Raw genomic sequence first — 18,894 nt, forward strand, 5'->3', positions numbered from 1 at the left:
TCTTACTTTGTACGTTTTTCCTGTATCCAGATATATAATCGGTGCAGGTCAACCTCATCGTATGCCTGTCCTCTGGCACGCTCCGACTCAATCTGATATTTCTTCTTATTCGTCTTGATCACGAGCAGATACGCAAGATTCGTCTTGCTTGTCTGTCCAAGTGTAATCGGTTTGATATCTACACTTTTTATATCATCCATCGCAATCTCGATATGGCGCTTCTTATCATGATATGTAAATTCCCCGTTCTCAATCGCGGCGATTCCTTCGCCCTCAAAGCGTTCCCATTTGTCACTCAATACAAGCACAAATACAACGATGCACAGAAGCAGTGCCGCAACACTTACCATATTCGAAACAAGTGCCGCTTCGATCAGCTTCGCACATACGGTAGATACCAGTCCAAATACAACAATACATGCCACCAGAGTAAAGAAAATGGCTCTTCTCCAGCGTGTAATATACCCTACTTTTACTTTCATGTCATTCCTCTTATCTTATTTAATTAAACACGTGCCTATTATATGCTTTTTTGCCCTTTTCGGCAACCGTTTTCATAGGAAATCTGACGTTTTTTCTATAACACGGTCTCAGAGATTCCTCCCCGGTTTCTGCGGACCGGCTGTATCGTCTTTCCGTATTTTTTGAGCATGTCCTGTGCAAGCTGCAGCATATCCGCATGATTGTAGATATCCGCAAGCTCAAACAATGCATCGCCGCTCTGTCGGATTCCAAAGAAATCTCCCGGTCCTCGGAGTTTCAGGTCTTCACTTGCGATAAAGAATCCATCGTTGGAATTTTCCAGCACACGCAGACGTTCCATCGACTCTTCCGATTCTTTTCCATTGATGAAGATACAGTATGACTGCTTCTTTCCACGTCCGACTCTGCCCCTCAGCTGATGCAGCTGTGCCAGTCCAAACCGCTCTGCATTTTCCACCATCATCACGGTTGCATTCGGGTTGTTGACACCGACCTCGATAACCGTTGTCGATACAAGCACGTCAATCTCACCTTCCGAAAACCGTTTCATGATCTCATTTTTCTCTTCTGCCCGCATCTGTCCGTGCAACATCTCGATCCGTGTGCCTGCTGGCAGATTCGCCCGCATCGTATCGACATATTCTGTAACATTCGTCACGTCAAGCGTCTCGCTTTCTTCCACCATCGGACAGACGACATAGACCTGACTTTGTTCGGCAATCTGCCCTGCGATAAACTGGTATGCCGTCTGGCGGTAATTCGTGCCAACCACACAGTTTTTGATCGGTTTTCTGCCCTTTGGTAACTCTTTGATGATCGAGATATCCATATCTGCATATAAGATAATGGCAAGCGTCCGCGGAATCGGTGTCGCAGACATGACAAGCGTATGAACACCATACCCTTTGTCTGATAATTTCTTTCGCTGGTTGACGCCGAACCGGTGCTGTTCATCGGTTACAACCAGTGCCAGATCTTTGAATTCCACCTTATCTTCCAGCAGCGCATGCGTACCGATCACAATATCGACTTCCCCCTGCTGGATTGCTTCGTAAATTCTCCGCTTCTCTTTCAGTGGAGTCGAGCCAACGAGACATGCCGTGCGGATATCATACTGTGCAAACTGCTCCGCCAACTCCTCGTAATGCTGTCGCGCAAGCACCTCCGTCGGTGCCATGAGCGCACCCTGATACCCAGCCTTCGCACAGGCAAGCAGAGCTGCAGCCGCAACGACCGTCTTTCCCGATCCAACATCTCCCTGGATCAGGCGGTTCATCACACCATCGCCACCCATATCTGCTAAGATATCCTCGATTGCCTGCTGTTGCCCCTTTGTAAGGGAAAACGGAAGATTCGATATGTAATCCGCAACTGCCTTGCCCTGTACGATCTTATGCAGATTCTCCTGTAACTGCGTTGTCTTCTTCATGGATGCCATATCATAGAGGAACTGATAAAACTCGTCAAAAGCAAGTCTGCGGATCGCATTTTTTAAGACAGCCTGATTCATCGGAAAATGAATGTTCTCATACGCCTCCGATAATTCCATCAGACTGTGCTCTGCCCGTACCTCCTCCGGTACATAATCGCCCATCTGACAAATCAGCTCCCGTGTTGCCATGATGGCTTTCTGGAATGTCTTGTTCGAAAGTCCGCTCGTAAGCGGATAAACCGGCTGCATTTCCTGCTGCATCCCGGCATACACCGGAAGTTTATAATACTCTGCCTGCTCCATGACACGCATGCCATTTTTTACTTTGACCGTTCCAACGAAGATATACGAATCCCCCTTGTGGAACACATTTCTTAAAAATGGCTGGTTAAACCATGTCATATGCATCGTCATATCGCCATCACTGACGGTCAGGATTGTAAGCTTTAAGCTCCGCACCTGCTTGACGGTCACATAGGAGGTGATCATCGCCCGGATTGCATGCCGCTCGCCAACTGCTGCATCCCGGATACACACCGGTTCCTCGTAGCTTAGATAGTTACGAGGATATGTATGCAGCAGATCATCGATCGTAAAAATGCCAAGCCGCGCAAAGCTTTCTGCCGTTTTCTCTCCAATGCCTTTAATTGTCTGGATACTGTCTTCTTTTCTCATATTTTTCTTTCCATCTTCTACAACAAAATCCTGACAAAACACACGTTCTGTCAGGATTTATACATGAAATTGTTTTCCGACAATTTCGTTGATTCACTTTATTCCAGAGACAAAATGTAATAGTAGATTGGCTGTCCGCCTGCATGCGCTTCGACTTCAAAGTCCGGATACGCTGCCTGCACAGCTTCTACCAGTGCATTTGCCTTCTCCTCCTCGACATCGCTGCCGTAGTAGATGCTCAGAAGCTCGGAATCCTCATCTGCCATCGCACCAATCAGATCCTTTACCACCTCTGTGATATCCTGTCCGACTGCCTGAATACCTGCATCGTCGATACCCATATAATCGCCGGTCTTGATCTCCTTGCCATCGATGGAAGTATCACGCACGGCATAGGTAACCTGTCCACTCTTCACTGCAGTAATCGCATCTTCCATGCCAGCCTGATTTGCCTCGGCAGTTGCTGTCTCATCAAACGAAATGAGCGCACTGATACCCTGTGGAATCGTCTTGGTTGGAATCACAATCACCTGTTTCTCTTCCTCAATCTCGGCTGCCTGATTGGCTGCTAAGATAATATTCTTGTTATTCGGGAATACAAATACAGTTTCTGCATTTACCTTGGAGATTGCATCTAACACATCCTCCGTACTTGGATTCATCGTCTGTCCACCCTCAATGATATGATCGACACCGAGATCCTTGAAGATATCATTCAAGCCTTCTCCGACGGAAACTGCCACAAACCCAAATGGCTTCTTCGGCTCTTCCTTCGCAGCTTCCTGCTCGGCAGCCTTCTTGCGATCCTGCTCATGAATGACCTTTTCTTTATGCTCCTCACGCATATTGTCGACCTTCATGCTTGTAAGGGAACCATACTCCAGACCTTTCTCAAACGCAAGTCCCGGATGATTCGTATGCACATGTACCTTCACGATCTCATCATCCGATACAACAACGAGAGAATCACCGATTGAAGTTAAGAACTCCTTGAACTTTGCCTCGATCTCTGCATTGTATTCCTTCTCAAGCATAATGATAAACTCTGTACAGTAACCATATTTGATATGGGATGTATCAATCTCTTCCGAAGACATCGTCTGTGCCTTCGCTGCACCGCCGGATGTCACCGGCTCTTTGATCTCTTCTTTTCCTGTCAGGCCGTTGTATGCACCCGTCAGAAACTCCATCAGTCCCTGTCCGCCAGAATCAACCACGCCTGCTTCCTTTAATACTGGCAACAGCTCTGGTGTCTGCTTTAACACTTCGTTACCATGATCGAGAATCTCCTGTCCGAGTGTCTCGAAATCCATGTCCATCTCAGAAAGCTCCACTGCCTTCTCTGCGACGCCCTTTGCCACAGTCAGGATTGTACCTTCCTTTGGCTTCATAACTGCCTTATATGCCGTCTCTACGGCACGTACGAAACCATCTGCAAGTACCGATACTGTAATCTGCTTCTTGCCCTTGATCTCCTTGCAGAAGCCACGCAGAAGCTGGGATAAGATAACACCGGAATTTCCTCTTGCTCCACGCAGGGAACCGCTGGAAATCTTCTTGGAAAGCTCATCCATCGATGGGTTCTCCAGTGCACTTACCTCTCTGGCTGCCGCCATGATCGTAAGTGACATATTGGAACCTGTATCGCCATCCGGCACCGGGAATACGTTCAATTCGTTGATATAATCTTTATTTCTCTCTAAGTTGTATGCGCCAGCAATAAATGCTTTCTGTAACAACTGGGCATCAATTACCTTTGTAGCCACTTTGTCTGTCCTCCTGATCTATGTTATTAATCTATCACACGAACGCCCTCAACAAAGATGTTGATTGCCTTCACCTTCATACCTGTCATCTCTTCGATGGAATACTGTACGGTACTGATCAGATTGTCACATACCGTCGAAATGCTGACACCATATGCCACAATAATGTGAAAATCAATAGACAGCTCATTGTTCTCACCGATGACTACATTGACACCCTTGCTGATACTGTCGCCCTTTAAAAGCTTCGCAATACCATCCTTCATGCTGATGGTTGCCATACCAACAATACCGAAGCACTCCAATGCAGCGTGTCCGGCATACTGGGCAATAACTTCATTCTCTATAATGATTTCACCGTTTTCATTCGATAAATAACCCTTCATGCGTTTACCTCCGTTTCCGTAATAAGCCAGACTGATTCCGGCTGTTTAAAGTCATATAGTGACATTATACCCTTTTTAACAGGATTTAGCAACTTTTACCTGCTATGCAATTCTATTTATTTGTCATCTCTGCGTATCAACGGACGGCAGAGACAAGATGCGCTCTGCGCATCTTGCTCTGATTAGCGGTCGTCAAATGCACCGCATAAATGCGTGCATTTTCCTCGTCGCCATAACATAAAAAAAACAGCATACTGATATGCTGTTTTTTTACCATCTGCTTAGGCTCTCTCAACCTTACCAGACTTCAAGCACTGTGTGCAAACATAAATCTTCTTAGGAGTACCGTTAACTACTGCCTTCACAGACTTGATGTTTGATTTCCACATTCTGTTTGATCTTCTATGAGAATGGCTCACATTGTTACCGAAATGAGCTCCTTTTTCACAAATACTACACTTTGCCACCGTTAGCACCTCCTTGACAAATATTAAGCCCTGCCTGCATATTTCTTCTTTGCGGGCTCACAACATAGGCTATTTTACCAAATAACTTTTCAATATGCAAGAAAAATTTTCATATTTTTTGATTTTTTTTAAAATTTTTCTATTTCACCCTATTTTATCATAGATAACTGTATCCGATGCTTGTCCAGATCGACACTCATTACCGTCACATCCACGATATCTCCAACTGAAACGACCTCCAGCGGATGCTTGATGTATTTGTCTGACATCCGGGAAATATGCACGAGTCCATCCTGATGCACACCGATATCGACAAACGCACCAAAGTCGATCACATTCCGCACCGTTCCTTTCAGCTCCATACCCGGTTTTAAATCTTTCATCTCCAGTACATCGCTTCGAAGGATCGGCTTTGGCATCTCCTCTCGCGGATCTCTGCCCGGCTTCTCCAGTTCCTTCACGATATCGACAAGCGTCGGTTCACCGATTCCAAGCTCTTCCGCAAGCTTCTTCGTATCCTTTGTTTTCTTGCTGATGCCTTTCATGCCGCCATGCTTGATATCATCCTCGGAAACACCGATTTTCTCCATCAAAGCCTTGGTTGCCTCGTAGCTTTCCGGATGAACGCTTGTCGCATCCAGTGCTTCGCTTCCGCCATGGATACGCAGGAAACCAGCACACTGCTCGTATGCCTTTGGTCCAAGCTTCGGCACCTTCAAAAGCTCCTTACGGTTCTTGAAGCTGCCATTTGTCTCGCGGTATGACACGATTGATTTTGCCAGTGTCTTATTGATACCGGACACATACGAAAGCAATGCCGGACTGGCTGTATTCAAATCAATTCCGACTGAGTTTACACAATCTTCCACAACATTGTTAAGGGCATTGCCAAGATTCTTCTGGTTCATGTCATGCTGGTACTGTCCGACACCGATGGATTTCGGATCGATCTTCACTAGCTCTGCGAGCGGATCCTGAATTCTTCTTGCAATACTTGCCGCACTTCTCTGCCACTCATCGAAATCCGGGAATTCCTCGGTTGCCTCCTTGCTTGCAGAATAAATCGATGCGCCCGCCTCATCCGTGATGACATATTTTAAGTCCACGTTCAGTTCCTTCATCAGCTCGACGATCATCGCTTCCGACTCCCGGCTTGCGGTACCATTTCCGAGAGAAATAAGTGTCACATGATATTTTGCGATCAGCTTCTTCAACACCTGCTTCGCCGCATCATAGTTTTTCTGTCCCTTTGTCGGGTAGATAATGACGGTATCAAGCACTTTTCCGGTCTCATCGACAACTGCCAGCTTGCTTCCGTGTGCAAATCCCGGATCCCAGCCAAGTACAACCTGTCCGGAGATTGGCGGCTGCATCAGAAGCTGATGGAGGTTCTTACCGAATACGCCGATGGCGCCCTCCTCTGCCTTCTCCGTCAGTTCATTCCGTATTTCACGCTCGATGGAAGGCGCGATCAGACGGTCATAACTGTCTGTAATTGCCTCATAAAGATAGCTTGCACTATCATGCTTCATATTTCCGATAATCTGCTTTACAAGCCAGAGTAAAATTTCCTGTCTTGGTGCCTCGATCTTCACTGTCAGAAATTTCTCTGCCTCGCCACGATTGATTGCTAAAATCCGGTGTCCAACCAGCTTTTTGATTGGCTCTGAGAAATCATAATACATCTCATAGACCGAATCTGCTTCCTCGTCCTTCGCCTTTGCTACAAGGCTTCCGCTCTCCTTTGTCATCGCACGAAGCTTCGTCCGGTAATCCGCATCATCCGCATACACTTCTGCGAGAATATCCTTGGCTCCGTCGATGGCATCCTGTACGCTTTCCACGCCTTTTTCTGCATCAACAAAAGCGGTTGCCTCTTCCTCGATCGTCCTTGTTGTTGCCTGTGCACGTAAGATCTCTGCAAGTGGTTCCAAGCCCTTCTCCTTGGCGATTGTCGCTCTTGTCCGACGCTTTGGACGGTATGGACGGTACAGATCCTCCAATGCTACCATCGTCATTACTGCTTCGATCTGTTTCTTTAATTCGTCTGTCAGCTTGCCCTGCTCCTCGATCGTTGCAAGTACGGACGCTTTCTTCTCCTCTAAGTTCCGCAGATACACAAGACGCTCAGACAGCGCACGTAACTGCTCATCATTTAAGGAGCCGGTCACTTCCTTCCGGTATCTTGCGATAAATGGAATCGTTGCACCCTCGTCGATCAGTTCAACCGACTTTTCTACCTGACCTTTTTTAATCTGCAATTCATCTGCGATTACCTGTAATATATCCATGTTGTCTCTCCTGTTATTCCTTATAAAATTCCGGGATGAAGCTTTCTTTTGCCACTTCCCCTTCCTGATAAAACGCCTGCTCCACGCCTAAGTTCACTGCATAATCAAGCAGTTTGCGGTACGATTTCCGGCGAACTTTATCTGCAAGCTCCGGGAACCTTACCCCGATATCACCAACCGGTGTGTACTGGCTCATCATACTGATATAGATCCGGTTTCCATACGTCTCGTAAAGATATCGTATAATCTTCTCTGCTTCTAACAGATGCTTTGGCAGTAACATATGCCGTACGATCACGCCACGTCTTATATACGCATCCTCCACATCAAGGACGACCTCACCACACTGGCGCACCATCTCCGCAATCGCAGCCTTCGCCACCACCGGATAGTCCGGTGCGTGGGAATACTTCGCCGCCGTATCCACATCCATATATTTCATATCCGGCAGATAAACATCCACCAATCCATCTAACATACGCAGAGCTTCCACCCGGACATAACTGCTTGTGTTATAGATAAATGGCAGGGAAAATCCTTGGTCCTTCGCCTGTCGGATTGCCTGTGCCACCTGCGGGATAAAATGATCCGCAGTGACCAGATTGATATTCGCCGCGCCCTGTGCTTCTAAATCACGAAATATCTGCACAAGCGCTTCCACTGTGATCTGCCTGCCGGTGCCGCCATCCGAGATTGCGTAATTCTGGCAATACACGCAGTGAAGCGGACACCCGGTGAAAAAAACCGCCCCGGAGCCTTTCTCTCCGGAAATACACGGTTCCTCCCACATATGCAGAGCAGCCCGTCCGATCCGCATGGCAGCGGTCTCTCCACAGACACCGATCTCGCCGTCCGCACGGTTTTTCTTACAATCCCGCGGGCAAAGCGTACAGGCTGACTGCTCTGTATCTTCTATCTTATTCTTTCTCTGACTATTCTCTGTATTATCTATCATTTAACTCATGTTCCCTGTGAATTTCCTGTCTGTGCGGCCGTTCAATCGTGATATACCACTTCACCACAGACGTTCCGATGATCACCACATATCCGATCACGCTCAGGTAATCCGGGATCTGATCTAAGAACAGGAATCCCCATAATGCCGTAAAAAGCACAATAGAGAAATCATACACCGAGATTTCCCTTGCCGGTGCATACGAATACGCCTTCGTGATGAAGATCTGGCCTCCTGCAGCCGAAATTCCCGTACAGATCAGAAACAGCCATTGAAGCCCGCTCATCGGCTGATATTGGAACACGAAAAAAGGCAATGTCACTGCACAGGAAAAGGCGGAGAAGAACAATACGATAATCATACTATTTTCTCCGCGTTGTCCAAGCTTTCTGACAAACGTATACGCAAAACCGGCGCCAAATCCGCCGAGTGCCCCGATCAGAGCCGGCACTGTCTCCATGCTCATCGTCGGCTTCACAACAAGCAGCATTCCGACGAATGCTGCAATTACGGTCACCCAGTCCAGCTTACCCGCAACCTCCTTCAACACGAAGAACGAGCAGATAATCGCAAAAAACGGTGACAGCTTATTGAGCATGGAAGCATCTGATATAGAAATATGATCGACCGCATAAAAATTACAGATCAATCCACACGTACCACCGATGGCTCGGCAAAGCAGATACTTCAGATTGCCCTTTCCGATCTGAAACGGCTGATGCGCCTTTACCAGTGCGGCAATTGCGATAAGCATCGCAACCAGATTCCGGAAGAAGCATTTCTGCATCGTCGGCACATCTCCGGCTAGCCGGATAAATAAGCTCATAAGAGAAAAGCAAAATGCAGATAACAAAATACATACGATTCCCTTTTTACTTTTTTCCACGTCTCTCACTTCCTGCCTGATTTATCCTGTTTATTAACGACAATATACAATTTCGACGTCTTCGACTGCCTTCGCGATCAGAGGCTCAATCTTACCGACAAGTGCCTTCTCTGATTCTAAGATCTGCTCCATCTTCGGCTTTGTCACCGGATGCTGTGCTACAAATGTTGTACAGCAGTCTTCATATGGAAGAATGGACGTCTCATACGTTCCGATCTTCTCTGAGATATCAATGATCTCCTGCTTATCCATACCGATACATGGACGGAATACCGGAAGCTTATCGATTGCGCTGTCGATGACGAGCAGACTCTGTGTCGTCTGGCTCGATACCTGTCCGATACTCTCTCCGGTGATCAGGCACTGGCAGTCTTCTTTTAGTGCGATCTCCTGCGCGATCTGATACATGATCCGCTTCATGATGATCGTCAGTTCATCATGCGGACAATTGTCATAGATGGCAAGCTGCACATCGGTAAACGGCACCACATGAAGTTTGATCACACCTGAATACTTCGACACAATCTTCGCAAGATCGATAACCTTCGTCCGCGCCTGCTCGCTTGTGAATGGTGGTGCATGGAAATACACTGCCTCAATCTCCACACCACGCTTCGCGATCATATATGCCGCAACCGGGCTGTCGATACCGCCAGACAAAAGCGTCATACCCTTACCATTCGTGCCGACCGGAAGTCCACCCGGTCCCGGAATGATCTGGGAATAAATATAGGTGACATTTCGCACTTCCACGTTGATGAATACATCCGGTTTATGAATGTCGACCGTCATATCTGGATAGGCATCCAGCAGATCGGCTCCAAGATCACAGTTTAACTCCATCGAAGTCTTTGGAAATGTCTTATTATTTCTTCTTGCATTTACCTTGAATGTAAAATGCTTATCGTTATATTCTTCTGCCACATGCGCAACGACTGCCTTGGAGATTGCCTCGTAGCTCAACTCCTCCACAACCTTGACCGGGCACACACCGACGATACCGAAGATCGTTGTGAGTACCTTCATGACATCCTCGTAATCGTAATCCGAGAACGCCTCGACGAAAATACGTCCGTATTCCCGGCGTACCTCAAACTTGCCCAGTGGCTTTAAGCGTGCACGCATACGCTTGCACATAATTTCCTCGAAGACGTAACGATTCTTTCCTTTCGTTCCGATCTCCGCATATTTGATCAAAAACATCTTATACTGCATCGTAATCCTCATTTCCTACTACCATAGTTGTTTTATTTTCATCGTTTCACTATAACAGAAATAACGAGGAATAGCAATTATTTCTTCCGTGTATAGCGCCGCAGCATTGGAAGGGTTTCCTTTAATACTTCCACGCAATAATCCACTTCTTCCTTTGTGTTCCACTCACAGAAGCTGAACCGGAGTGTCGACTCCAACTGCTCCTGCGACAAACCAATTGCTGTCAGGACATGGCTTATCTGCGGTTTGTTCGAAGAACAGGCAGAACCTGCTGATACATAGATACCCTTATCGCCGATCGCACGCATCAAAACGGCAGCGCGCACCCCTTCAAAGCTGATACTCGCGATATGCGGTGCCTCACCGGAATGGTCATAGACACCCTCGATCTTCGTTACCTCCGATACTAGATAATCCCGCACCTCGCGTACATGCTGCATCTTCGCCTCATGGTCGGTATAGATCATCTCTGCGGCAAGTCCCATGCCTGCGATTCCCGGTAGATTCTCCGTACCGGAACGCATGAAATTCTGCTGTCCACCTCCGTAAATGATCGGGCGGATCAACGTCTTGTCCTTGATATAGAGTGCTCCACTTCCCTTCGGTCCGTGAATCTTATGCCCGCTCACAGAGAGCAGATCCACGCCGAGCTGCTTCGGTGTGAATTTTAATTTGCCATATGCCTGTACCGCATCGACATGCACAAGTGTCTGCGGATTGTGCTCCTTTACCAGCTTTACAAGCGCCTCGATTGGCTGGATACTTCCGATCTCATTATTTACATACATGCAGCTGACTAATATCGTATCGTCACGCAACAGCTTCGAGAGGCTGTCTAAATCTACCTTTCCGTCAGAACCGACTTCCATGAAACTGATCTCGAAGCCTTCCTTCTGCAGGAACTCCACCGTGGAAAGCACAGACGCATGCTCGATCGGTGTCGTGATAATATGCTTGCCCGCACGGCGGTGTGCCAGTGCCGCTCCGATTAAAGCAAGGTTATTTGCCTCTGTGCCGCCGGATGTAAATACGATCTCCTTCGGCATACATTTAAGCGTCTTTGCGACCTGTTCTGTCGCGGTGCGCTCATAGTCTTTCGCCGTTAATCCCTTCTTGTGCTGGGACGATGGATTTCCATAATCCACGTCCAGCAGTGTCATCATCAGTTCCTTTACCTCTGGGAATACAGCTGTTGTTGCTGCATTATCAAAATAACATTCCATAACTTTTTTCCTTCTATCAATTTGTGCTGAACAAATTTCTAATTTTCTCTACTGCTCCATTTGGAACATCAAAATAGATAAAACTGCAAGCCCTGCAGTCTCTGTCCGCAAAATCCGGTTTCCTAATGTGATAATCTTCGCACCAGCTTCCTTTGCTACATCAATTTCTTCTTTTGCAAATCCACCTTCCGGTCCGATAAAAATTCCGATATTCGCGCCGTCTGGAAGGTTTGATGCCTGTGCAATTATCTCCCTTGCGTATGCAATTCCATCCGCACTCTCATACGGTACAATCAGCAGGTCAAACTTTCCTGCATATTGAAGTGCTTCACGAAATGACATAAATCCGGTGACTTCAGGAATTATACCTCGTCCGGACTGTTTCGCCGCAGACTCCGCAATCATCTGATAACGTTCTCTTTTTTTGTCTTTCTTCTTATCTTCAAGTTTCACGACAGTCCGTTTCATCATAACCGGAACAATCCCGGCTGCTCCAAGTTCTACCGCCTTCTGGATGATAAATTCCATTTTATCTGATTTTGGCATTCCCTGAAACAATGTGATATTACACGGAAGTTCTGCTGCATTCTGATTGATATCTACGATATTTGCATATACCTGCTCTTTGGATATCTCCGCGATCTCACACTCATACTCTTTTCCAGCACCATCACACACAGTAATGGTATCTCCGATTGTCAAACGCAATACATTTTTTATATGGTTCACATCTTCTCCCATAATCGTAATACCAGTCTGTGCATCCTGACATCCTTCCACATAAAACCTTGGCATAGCGAATATTTACCTCCTGCTTTTCTGCATGTCTCCTATCATACCTTATCTGATAACGTTTTGAAAGAATATTTTATATATTCTTACAGATCTGTTGTTTCCGTTATACAAATAGATTCATCTTCCTGTTTATTTAATTCACTTTTCTGCTCATTTATCTTTTTCTCCACCTGTACACAAAATGGACACACACTATGCTCCACTGTGTTATAGTAATGTTTTCCCTTTTCACATTTTATGATCATTTGTCTCACTCCCGCTTTCCACTATCCCAATCGAAATTCCTGTGATTCATCACACAGCCATACCCGGTTTCCGGTCTCCGCCTGTACCTTATTTCCTTTTCCAAGATAGGCACCTTCCACATAGACACCATTTTTTGAGCAGTCCTCCACTTCATAGGTGTCATCGTCAAGCCGTCTTACAATACAGTGTTCCCGGCTCACGTTGGATTTTTTCAGCACGATCTGACATTTTTCGGCATCTCTGCCAATCGTCAGACTTTCACCATTTTTCATGCGGTAGATGATTCCAAGCAACTCGCCCTTTGTTCCAATGATTGCACCATTATTTTCCATGCTTTTCGCCAGACTCCGTGTGACTGTCGGATCTATATCCTCCTCTGCCACCTGTATCTTCTGCTTGAGCTGAAACTGCATCTGCACCGTTTTATAATATTTCCGGCTGATTGGAAGCGTATTCTCCCCGACAACGGCCTCATATCCATTGATTGCTACAATCGCGGCCTTCCGTACAAGAAAGCTCTGATGGATACGCACAAATCCATGTTGTAACACCTTATGTTCAATATCCGCCAGCTTTCCATAAAATGGAATCACTTCGTTTTTTGTATGTAACAACAGCACTCTGGCGCGGCTTTCTATATAGCGGATTGTGGCAATCGGAATACTGCGCACAACCGACTCTGATTTCACAAGAATCGTACCAGTCTGCGCCCGTCGTTTCATATATTGCCGCAGACAGTCTGGAAGCTGTGTCTTCATATCTTCTTTTAAGACATATCCCTGTGCCTGCACATGATAGCCTTCATACACATGATCTGACTCATCTGTTACAAACAGCAGATCAACATCCAGATTTTTCTCCCGTATCTGCTTTGCCAGCTGTAACCCACTTGTATTTTTATATTTCATTTCCATTAGCAACAGATCAAACGGCACTGTACTTGCCTGTATCTCCTGTTCCAATGTCTCTGCTTCCGCATATTCAATATAGCTTAATTCTTCTTCCCGGAACAATGTGTCCGTCACAATCTGTCGGATTACCGTCCGGTCTTTCGTATTTTCATCACAGATTCCAATTCGCAACATCGTTTTGTCCTCACATAAAAAAATCGAGTATTTACATACTCGATTTTTATTTTACCATGTTCTTTTATTTTTTCCAATATTCCTGATAGGCTTTTCTGACTTCTTTGTCGTATGTCCTGCCGATCGGGATTGTCTTTCCATTCTGTACTTCCAGCGTTTCCACACCTAAATAAGTGATATACGTCAAATTCACAACATATCCACCATGCACACGTATCATATTGTCTCCCAGCATTTTGCGGATGCCTGCCAATGACTTGTAACTGGTGTATTCCCGGAACCGCGTCACGATTTTAATGGTTCTTCCACACTTCTCGATATAAATAATATCCGGACGATTGATAAATACATGATGCCCGTCACAGATAATCTCCAGTGATTTCCGCGCCGTATCCTGCTTTACCATATTAACGGCTTTTTGCATTGCAAGCTCCATGACTTGATCTGCATCCTTTTGCCGGACAAAATAGCAATGATTGGTCTCATACACATCCTTGATTGCATTTTCATTCTCGGTCAGATAGATAATCTTACAAAATGGAAATGCTGCATTGATCTGCTTGGCAATCGCCACCCCCCGCAAGCCGCTCTCTGGATAATCCGTATTCATGATCAGGATTTCACAGTCAAATACCATATCTTCGATATCAATTTTTATTTCGTTTGGAGTATATGAATGAATTAAGAATCCTTGTTCCTCTGTATATGTTTCCTGTAATATTTCCTTTACTTTGTGCCGTATTTCATAACGGTCATCGCAAATTCCAATTTTCATCGTTTGTTCTCTTCCCCAGTCCCAAATATTCATTTTATAAATAGTATCATAAAAAATACCATCAAAACTGAATCCTGCTAATTTGGCTATATATTCGGTATAATTTACGTTTTATTTACAAATATGGATTGAACACATCTTAACAAAAGCGAGGAATCTCAAACAAAAAATGCAAATAATATACAAAAATTTGTAAAATTTGGTATATCTTACGCTTTTATGCAAACAGGAGCGCGAATTACATCGCGCTCCTGTTCAGATAAAATTCAATTGTCGCCTGAAACACCGATTTCTGTGTAGCAGGATCTTCGTAAGAAAAATATAGCTTGTACCTTCCATCCTCCAGCCCCGAAGTAAGCGGAATATACAATGTAAAGGAATCATCTGCAAAATGAAACTCTGGCGGATATAAAGTTGCATAGTCCCAGTAACCCGATGTATCATCCGCATCATAGATTGCCCGGTATATTCCATAGTCGGAATCATATCGTTCAAAGGTATAGGAATAGATCAAATCATCTGTCACCTGCGGCGTATCCCCCAGAATGCTGTCATAATACTTTAAGCAGAGTTTTACGCAGTCTCCCTCATATGCAACCGCCGCCAGACCATCTGCGGATTCCATCCTGTATCCCTGATTTCCATCCTTCATATATTCAAATGCATCAATACTGACGCGTTCCGTCTCCGAGGACGTGATATTCAGGATCGCATCGGATTTTTCCTGCTCGGCAAGCTCCTCCTTCGTTGGCACATGCATAACCATCGGATTGTCCGCCTGTGTCGTTTTCTCCGCCTCTGTTGCTGCCTGTTCAGCGTCCGTGGCAGTCTGTGCATCCGCCATCGTTGCTGTCTGCGCCTCTGTCGATGCTGCATTCATTTCGGTTGCTGTTGCCGTCCCTGCCTTCTTCGCTACACGCCCCGCCATCCAGATTCCTGTCACTACAAGCATAATTACGATACAGAAAGCTACACCAATCAGAAAGCCCCGTTTCTTCGGCAAATCCCGCTTTGAAATCCGGGATGCTGGGATCACATACGGCTCCATCTGCGCATTCTGCCCCTCTCCGGCAAGCAATGCCTCCCGCATTGCCTCCACCGTCTGGTAGCGGTCCTCAATCTTTACTGACATCGCACGCATGATCACCTGCGACATTGCACGCGGGATCTCCGGGTTCACCTCACAGACTGGCTTTATCGTATCCTCCAGTACACGTCCAAACGATTCCTCCGGCTTCTCTCCGGTCGCCGCAAAATAAAGTGTCGCACCAAGCGCGTAGATGTCTGTCCACGGTCCCTGTTTATCCTTTTTTGCATACTGCTCTGGCGGTGCATATCCCGGTTTTAAGACAACCGACATCGTCTGTTCCCCATCGAGATACACCTGCTTTGCCGCGCCGAAATCGATCAGCTTGACGGTCAGATCCTCACAGATAAAAATATTCTCCGGACTGATATCTCGGTGAATCATGCCCGCCTTGTGAACAACTGCAAGTGCGTCCAACACCGACAGACAGATATGGAGGATATGATCCGTATCCAGCCGTCCTCCATGCTCCCGAATGTATTGTTTCAGCGTACAGCCATGCAGATACTCCATGACCATATAGGCAGTATCATTTTCCTCCAGATAATCATAGATGCTTACAATATTGGGCTCCGACTGAAACCGCGCCACATCCTGCGCTTCTTTTAAAAAGCGAATTCTTCCCCGATGGTATTCCCGCTGCTCCTGTCCAACCGGCACACAGACCTTCGACGAATCTGCGCTCCGCGTCGCAATCCCGGACGGATAATACTCCTTGATTGCAACATACGACTGTAAGAGCGGATCCCATGCACGGTATGTGATTCCGAATCCACCTGCCCCGATCACCTCTTCAATTTTATATCGCTCTTTTAAAATAACACCCGGCTTTAAACACCGGGTGTTACTCATACTGCGATTTGACGGACTTTCAATCATTCCGCGTTCTCCCCATTTGTCGCAAATTATTTCTTTCTTCCGATCACGGATACCCAATCATTCATATGCACAACATCGATGACTTCAAATCCATTCGCCTTCATCGCATCTGTAACATCGTTTTCTTTCACATCCAGAATTCCAGATGTAATAAAATATCCATCGTCCTTCAAATATGGGCCGATTACCGCAGAGAGCGGCACGATCACGTCTGCCAGAATATTGGCAACAACGATATCATACTGTCTGTCTACATCAAGGTGCTGTGTCTCCTTGATCGTCGAACGGTCAAGCTGGAAGGTTGTTCCCTTTCCAATGTAATTATCTGCAAGCAGATTGCCACACGAGAACTTGATCTTATCTTCGCCCATATGATTGAGTTTCGCATTTTCCTCACTTGCCCGCACAGCCAGCTCATCAATATCCATGCCATGTACAAAGCCTGCTCCAAGCCTTGATGCGATCATGGATAAGATACCACTTCCACAGCCGACATCAAACACCATATCGCCCGGCTTTAAATATTTCTTTAACTGTCCGATACAAAGTTTCGTCGTCTCATGCGATCCGGTACCAAATGCAATCCCCGGATCGATCTCGATCACGATGTCATCTGGCTTCGCATCTTCCACCGTCTCCCATGTTGGTTTGATGACAATATCATCATAGAGACGGATCAGATGGAAGAACTGCTTCCAGTTGTTCATCCAGTCTTTGTCCTCTGTATTCGAGAGTGTTATATTCTTGCTGCCTACCGGTATAAACGCTTCAAGGCGGGTAAGCTCTGCAGCTATATCCGCCCTTAACGTTTCTATATTGAAAGAGTCATCTATGTAGCAGGAAACCTTTGCCGTTCCATCATCCACGCCATCAACCAGCGGGATATCCACAAACATAGCAGCCTTATCTTCCTCGGTAAGTGGCACATGATCTTCTATCATCACACCTTCCACACCCTTTTCATCCAAGAATGCAGAGATGAGATCAACAGCTTCCACCGTTGTATCGATGGTCAGTTTTGTCCACATCATTTTACCTTACCTATAATCCTTTTTTGAACCCTTTCTTTCTCTTATGATCGCCAAAAATCGAAGAACCGGACGATGCCGCATCCGTAGAGGAACGTGCATTTACTGTTGTATTTGCATACTGGTTCAAAATCGATTTCTGCTCTTCTGTCAGCTTATCTGGTACCTGAACAACCAGTGTGATGTAATGATCGCCTCGTACTGTCTTGTTACGAAGTGTCGGAACACCCTTGCCCTTCAGTTTTACCTTTGTATCGGTCTGTGTACCTGGCTTAATCTCCAGTTCATAAGGTCCATCAATCGTTGTAACTGTGATCTTGCCTCCCAGCGCTGCCTGTGTAAATGTAATCGGCTCAGAAGAGTAAAGATCATACTCCTGTCTCTGGAATCTAGGATCCCGGTCAACAAGCACGGTTACAAGCAGGTCTCCACGTTCACCGCCGTTGATACCCGGCTCGCCCTTTGCACGAATACGGATACTCTGACCATTGTCAATACCTGCCGGAATAGCGACCTGAATCTTCTTCTTACTCTTTACATAACCAGAACCTGCACAGTTGCTACACTTATACTTGATAATCTTTCCGGAACCGCCACAATCCGGACATACGGATACGGTTCTTGCCATACCGAACAATGACTGCTGGGTATAGACAACCTGACCTTTTCCGGCACATTTGCTACAAGTCTCCGGCTGATGTCCCGGCTGCGCTCCTGTACCATGACAGACCGTACATTCATCCTTGAGCGGAAGCTCCAGCTCTGTCTGTGTACCAAATACAGCGTCTGTAAAACTTACACGCACTGTTGTCTTGATATTTGCACCCTTAACCGGACCATTGGACTGTCTCTGACGGCTGCCGCCACCGAACATATCTCCGAAGATATCTCCGAAGATATCTCCCATATCTGAGAAGTCAAATCCACCGAAGCCGCCCGGACCACCGCCCTGCTCGAATGCAGCATGACCATACTGGTCATACTTTGCACGCTTCTCAGGATCGGACAGTACAGCATATGCCTCTGCAGCCTCTTTGAACTTTTCTTCCGCTTCTTTGTCTCCCGGGTTTGTGTCCGGGTGATATTTCTTCGCTACCTTACGGTAAGCTTTTTTCAAATCCGCCTCGGAGACACCTTTTGTGACTCCGAGAACTTCATAATAATCTCTTTTATCAGACATCTGCACTCACCCTTATTATTCGTAATCTGCTTTTATCAAC

Annotated in this window: 16 protein-coding genes; all 16 read right to left on the reverse strand. The window is 46.2% G+C overall.

Annotated elements, in window-relative coordinates:
* Positions 1-2 precede the first annotated feature (2 nt).
* Positions 3-482 (reverse strand): hypothetical protein, encoded by a 480-nt coding sequence (locus AAAT93_RS06810; protein ID WP_021984347.1) that lies wholly within the window; start codon positions 480-482, stop codon positions 3-5.
* Between the two features lie 95 nt (positions 483-577).
* Positions 578-2,590 (reverse strand): ATP-dependent DNA helicase RecG, encoded by a 2,013-nt coding sequence (recG, locus tag AAAT93_RS06815; RefSeq protein ID WP_227572860.1) that lies wholly within the window; start codon positions 2,588-2,590, stop codon positions 578-580.
* A 98-nt stretch (positions 2,591-2,688) separates the two neighbouring features.
* Positions 2,689-4,356, reverse strand: coding sequence for a DAK2 domain-containing protein (locus tag AAAT93_RS06820; RefSeq protein WP_021984345.1), 1,668 nt, complete (start codon positions 4,354-4,356; stop codon positions 2,689-2,691).
* 26 nt (positions 4,357-4,382) lie between these two features.
* The gene (locus AAAT93_RS06825) at positions 4,383-4,742 is read right to left on the reverse strand and encodes an Asp23/Gls24 family envelope stress response protein (RefSeq protein WP_021984344.1); all 360 of its coding nucleotides are present in this window, start codon (positions 4,740-4,742) and stop codon (positions 4,383-4,385) included.
* A gap of 281 nt (positions 4,743-5,023) precedes the next feature.
* Complete coding sequence (gene rpmB / locus AAAT93_RS06830) at positions 5,024-5,209, reverse strand: 50S ribosomal protein L28 (protein ID WP_117780688.1); 186 nt, start codon at positions 5,207-5,209, stop codon at positions 5,024-5,026.
* A gap of 149 nt (positions 5,210-5,358) precedes the next feature.
* Positions 5,359-7,500, reverse strand: coding sequence for a Tex family protein (locus tag AAAT93_RS06835; RefSeq protein WP_021984343.1), 2,142 nt, complete (start codon positions 7,498-7,500; stop codon positions 5,359-5,361).
* Positions 7,501-7,513: 13 nt separating this feature from the next.
* Positions 7,514-8,455 carry a radical SAM protein gene (locus tag AAAT93_RS06840; protein WP_227572861.1) on the reverse strand — a complete coding sequence of 314 codons (942 nt, stop codon included), beginning with the start codon at positions 8,453-8,455 and terminating at the stop codon, positions 7,514-7,516.
* Positions 8,445-9,341 carry a DMT family transporter gene (locus tag AAAT93_RS06845; protein ID WP_227572862.1) on the reverse strand — a complete coding sequence of 299 codons (897 nt, stop codon included), beginning with the start codon at positions 9,339-9,341 and terminating at the stop codon, positions 8,445-8,447. Before AAAT93_RS06845 ends, AAAT93_RS06840 begins: the two co-directional genes overlap by 11 nt.
* Before the next feature lie 33 nt (positions 9,342-9,374).
* The gene (gene thiI / locus AAAT93_RS06850) at positions 9,375-10,556 is read right to left on the reverse strand and encodes a tRNA uracil 4-sulfurtransferase ThiI (protein WP_021984340.1); all 1,182 of its coding nucleotides are present in this window, start codon (positions 10,554-10,556) and stop codon (positions 9,375-9,377) included.
* Positions 10,557-10,633: 77 nt separating this feature from the next.
* Positions 10,634-11,779, reverse strand: coding sequence for a cysteine desulfurase family protein (locus tag AAAT93_RS06855; protein ID WP_227572863.1), 1,146 nt, complete (start codon positions 11,777-11,779; stop codon positions 10,634-10,636).
* A gap of 48 nt (positions 11,780-11,827) precedes the next feature.
* Positions 11,828-12,574: a 16S rRNA (uracil(1498)-N(3))-methyltransferase gene (locus AAAT93_RS06860; RefSeq protein WP_117780690.1), complete on the reverse strand. Its 747-nt coding sequence runs from the start codon at positions 12,572-12,574 to the stop codon at positions 11,828-11,830.
* A 266-nt stretch (positions 12,575-12,840) separates the two neighbouring features.
* The gene (locus AAAT93_RS06865; RefSeq protein WP_227572864.1) at positions 12,841-13,905 is read right to left on the reverse strand and encodes a LytTR family transcriptional regulator DNA-binding domain-containing protein; all 1,065 of its coding nucleotides are present in this window, start codon (positions 13,903-13,905) and stop codon (positions 12,841-12,843) included.
* A 64-nt stretch (positions 13,906-13,969) separates the two neighbouring features.
* Positions 13,970-14,680, reverse strand: coding sequence for a LytR/AlgR family response regulator transcription factor (locus tag AAAT93_RS06870; protein WP_021984335.1), 711 nt, complete (start codon positions 14,678-14,680; stop codon positions 13,970-13,972).
* 238 nt (positions 14,681-14,918) lie between these two features.
* Positions 14,919-16,646 (reverse strand): serine/threonine protein kinase, encoded by a 1,728-nt coding sequence (locus AAAT93_RS06875; RefSeq protein ID WP_021984334.1) that lies wholly within the window; start codon positions 16,644-16,646, stop codon positions 14,919-14,921.
* Between the two features lie 26 nt (positions 16,647-16,672).
* Positions 16,673-17,674 carry a 50S ribosomal protein L11 methyltransferase gene (gene prmA, locus AAAT93_RS06880; RefSeq protein WP_349095542.1) on the reverse strand — a complete coding sequence of 334 codons (1,002 nt, stop codon included), beginning with the start codon at positions 17,672-17,674 and terminating at the stop codon, positions 16,673-16,675.
* Between the two features lie 13 nt (positions 17,675-17,687).
* Positions 17,688-18,854: a molecular chaperone DnaJ gene (gene dnaJ / locus AAAT93_RS06885; protein WP_021984332.1), complete on the reverse strand. Its 1,167-nt coding sequence runs from the start codon at positions 18,852-18,854 to the stop codon at positions 17,688-17,690.
* Positions 18,855-18,894 lie beyond the last annotated feature (40 nt).

The organism is Coprococcus hominis (ex Arizal et al. 2022) (assembly GCF_040094675.1).
GTDB classification, from domain to species: domain Bacteria; phylum Bacillota; class Clostridia; order Lachnospirales; family Lachnospiraceae; genus Coprococcus_C; species Coprococcus_C hominis.

What these genes read in the sequence shown, in the direction of transcription:
- thiI (WP_021984340.1), bottom strand. Translation starts at nt 10,556, where the DNA reads ATGCAGTATAAGATGTTTTTGATCAAATATGCGGAGATCGGAACGAAA.
- prmA (WP_349095542.1), bottom strand. Translation starts at nt 17,674, where the DNA reads ATGTGGACAAAACTGACCATCGATACAACGGTGGAAGCTGTTGATCTC.
- AAAT93_RS06825 (WP_021984344.1), bottom strand. Translation starts at nt 4,742, where the DNA reads ATGAAGGGTTATTTATCGAATGAAAACGGTGAAATCATTATAGAGAAT.
- AAAT93_RS06865 (WP_227572864.1), bottom strand. Translation starts at nt 13,905, where the DNA reads ATGTTGCGAATTGGAATCTGTGATGAAAATACGAAAGACCGGACGGTA.
- recG (WP_227572860.1), bottom strand. Translation starts at nt 2,590, where the DNA reads ATGAGAAAAGAAGACAGTATCCAGACAATTAAAGGCATTGGAGAGAAA.
- AAAT93_RS06840 (WP_227572861.1), bottom strand. Translation starts at nt 8,455, where the DNA reads ATGATAGATAATACAGAGAATAGTCAGAGAAAGAATAAGATAGAAGAT.
- AAAT93_RS06810 (WP_021984347.1), bottom strand. Translation starts at nt 482, where the DNA reads ATGAAAGTAAAAGTAGGGTATATTACACGCTGGAGAAGAGCCATTTTC.
- dnaJ (WP_021984332.1), bottom strand. Translation starts at nt 18,854, where the DNA reads ATGTCTGATAAAAGAGATTATTATGAAGTTCTCGGAGTCACAAAAGGT.
- AAAT93_RS06860 (WP_117780690.1), bottom strand. Translation starts at nt 12,574, where the DNA reads ATGCCAAGGTTTTATGTGGAAGGATGTCAGGATGCACAGACTGGTATT.
- AAAT93_RS06835 (WP_021984343.1), bottom strand. Translation starts at nt 7,500, where the DNA reads ATGGATATATTACAGGTAATCGCAGATGAATTGCAGATTAAAAAAGGT.
- AAAT93_RS06855 (WP_227572863.1), bottom strand. Translation starts at nt 11,779, where the DNA reads ATGGAATGTTATTTTGATAATGCAGCAACAACAGCTGTATTCCCAGAG.
- AAAT93_RS06875 (WP_021984334.1), bottom strand. Translation starts at nt 16,646, where the DNA reads ATGATTGAAAGTCCGTCAAATCGCAGTATGAGTAACACCCGGTGTTTA.
- AAAT93_RS06870 (WP_021984335.1), bottom strand. Translation starts at nt 14,680, where the DNA reads ATGAAAATTGGAATTTGCGATGACCGTTATGAAATACGGCACAAAGTA.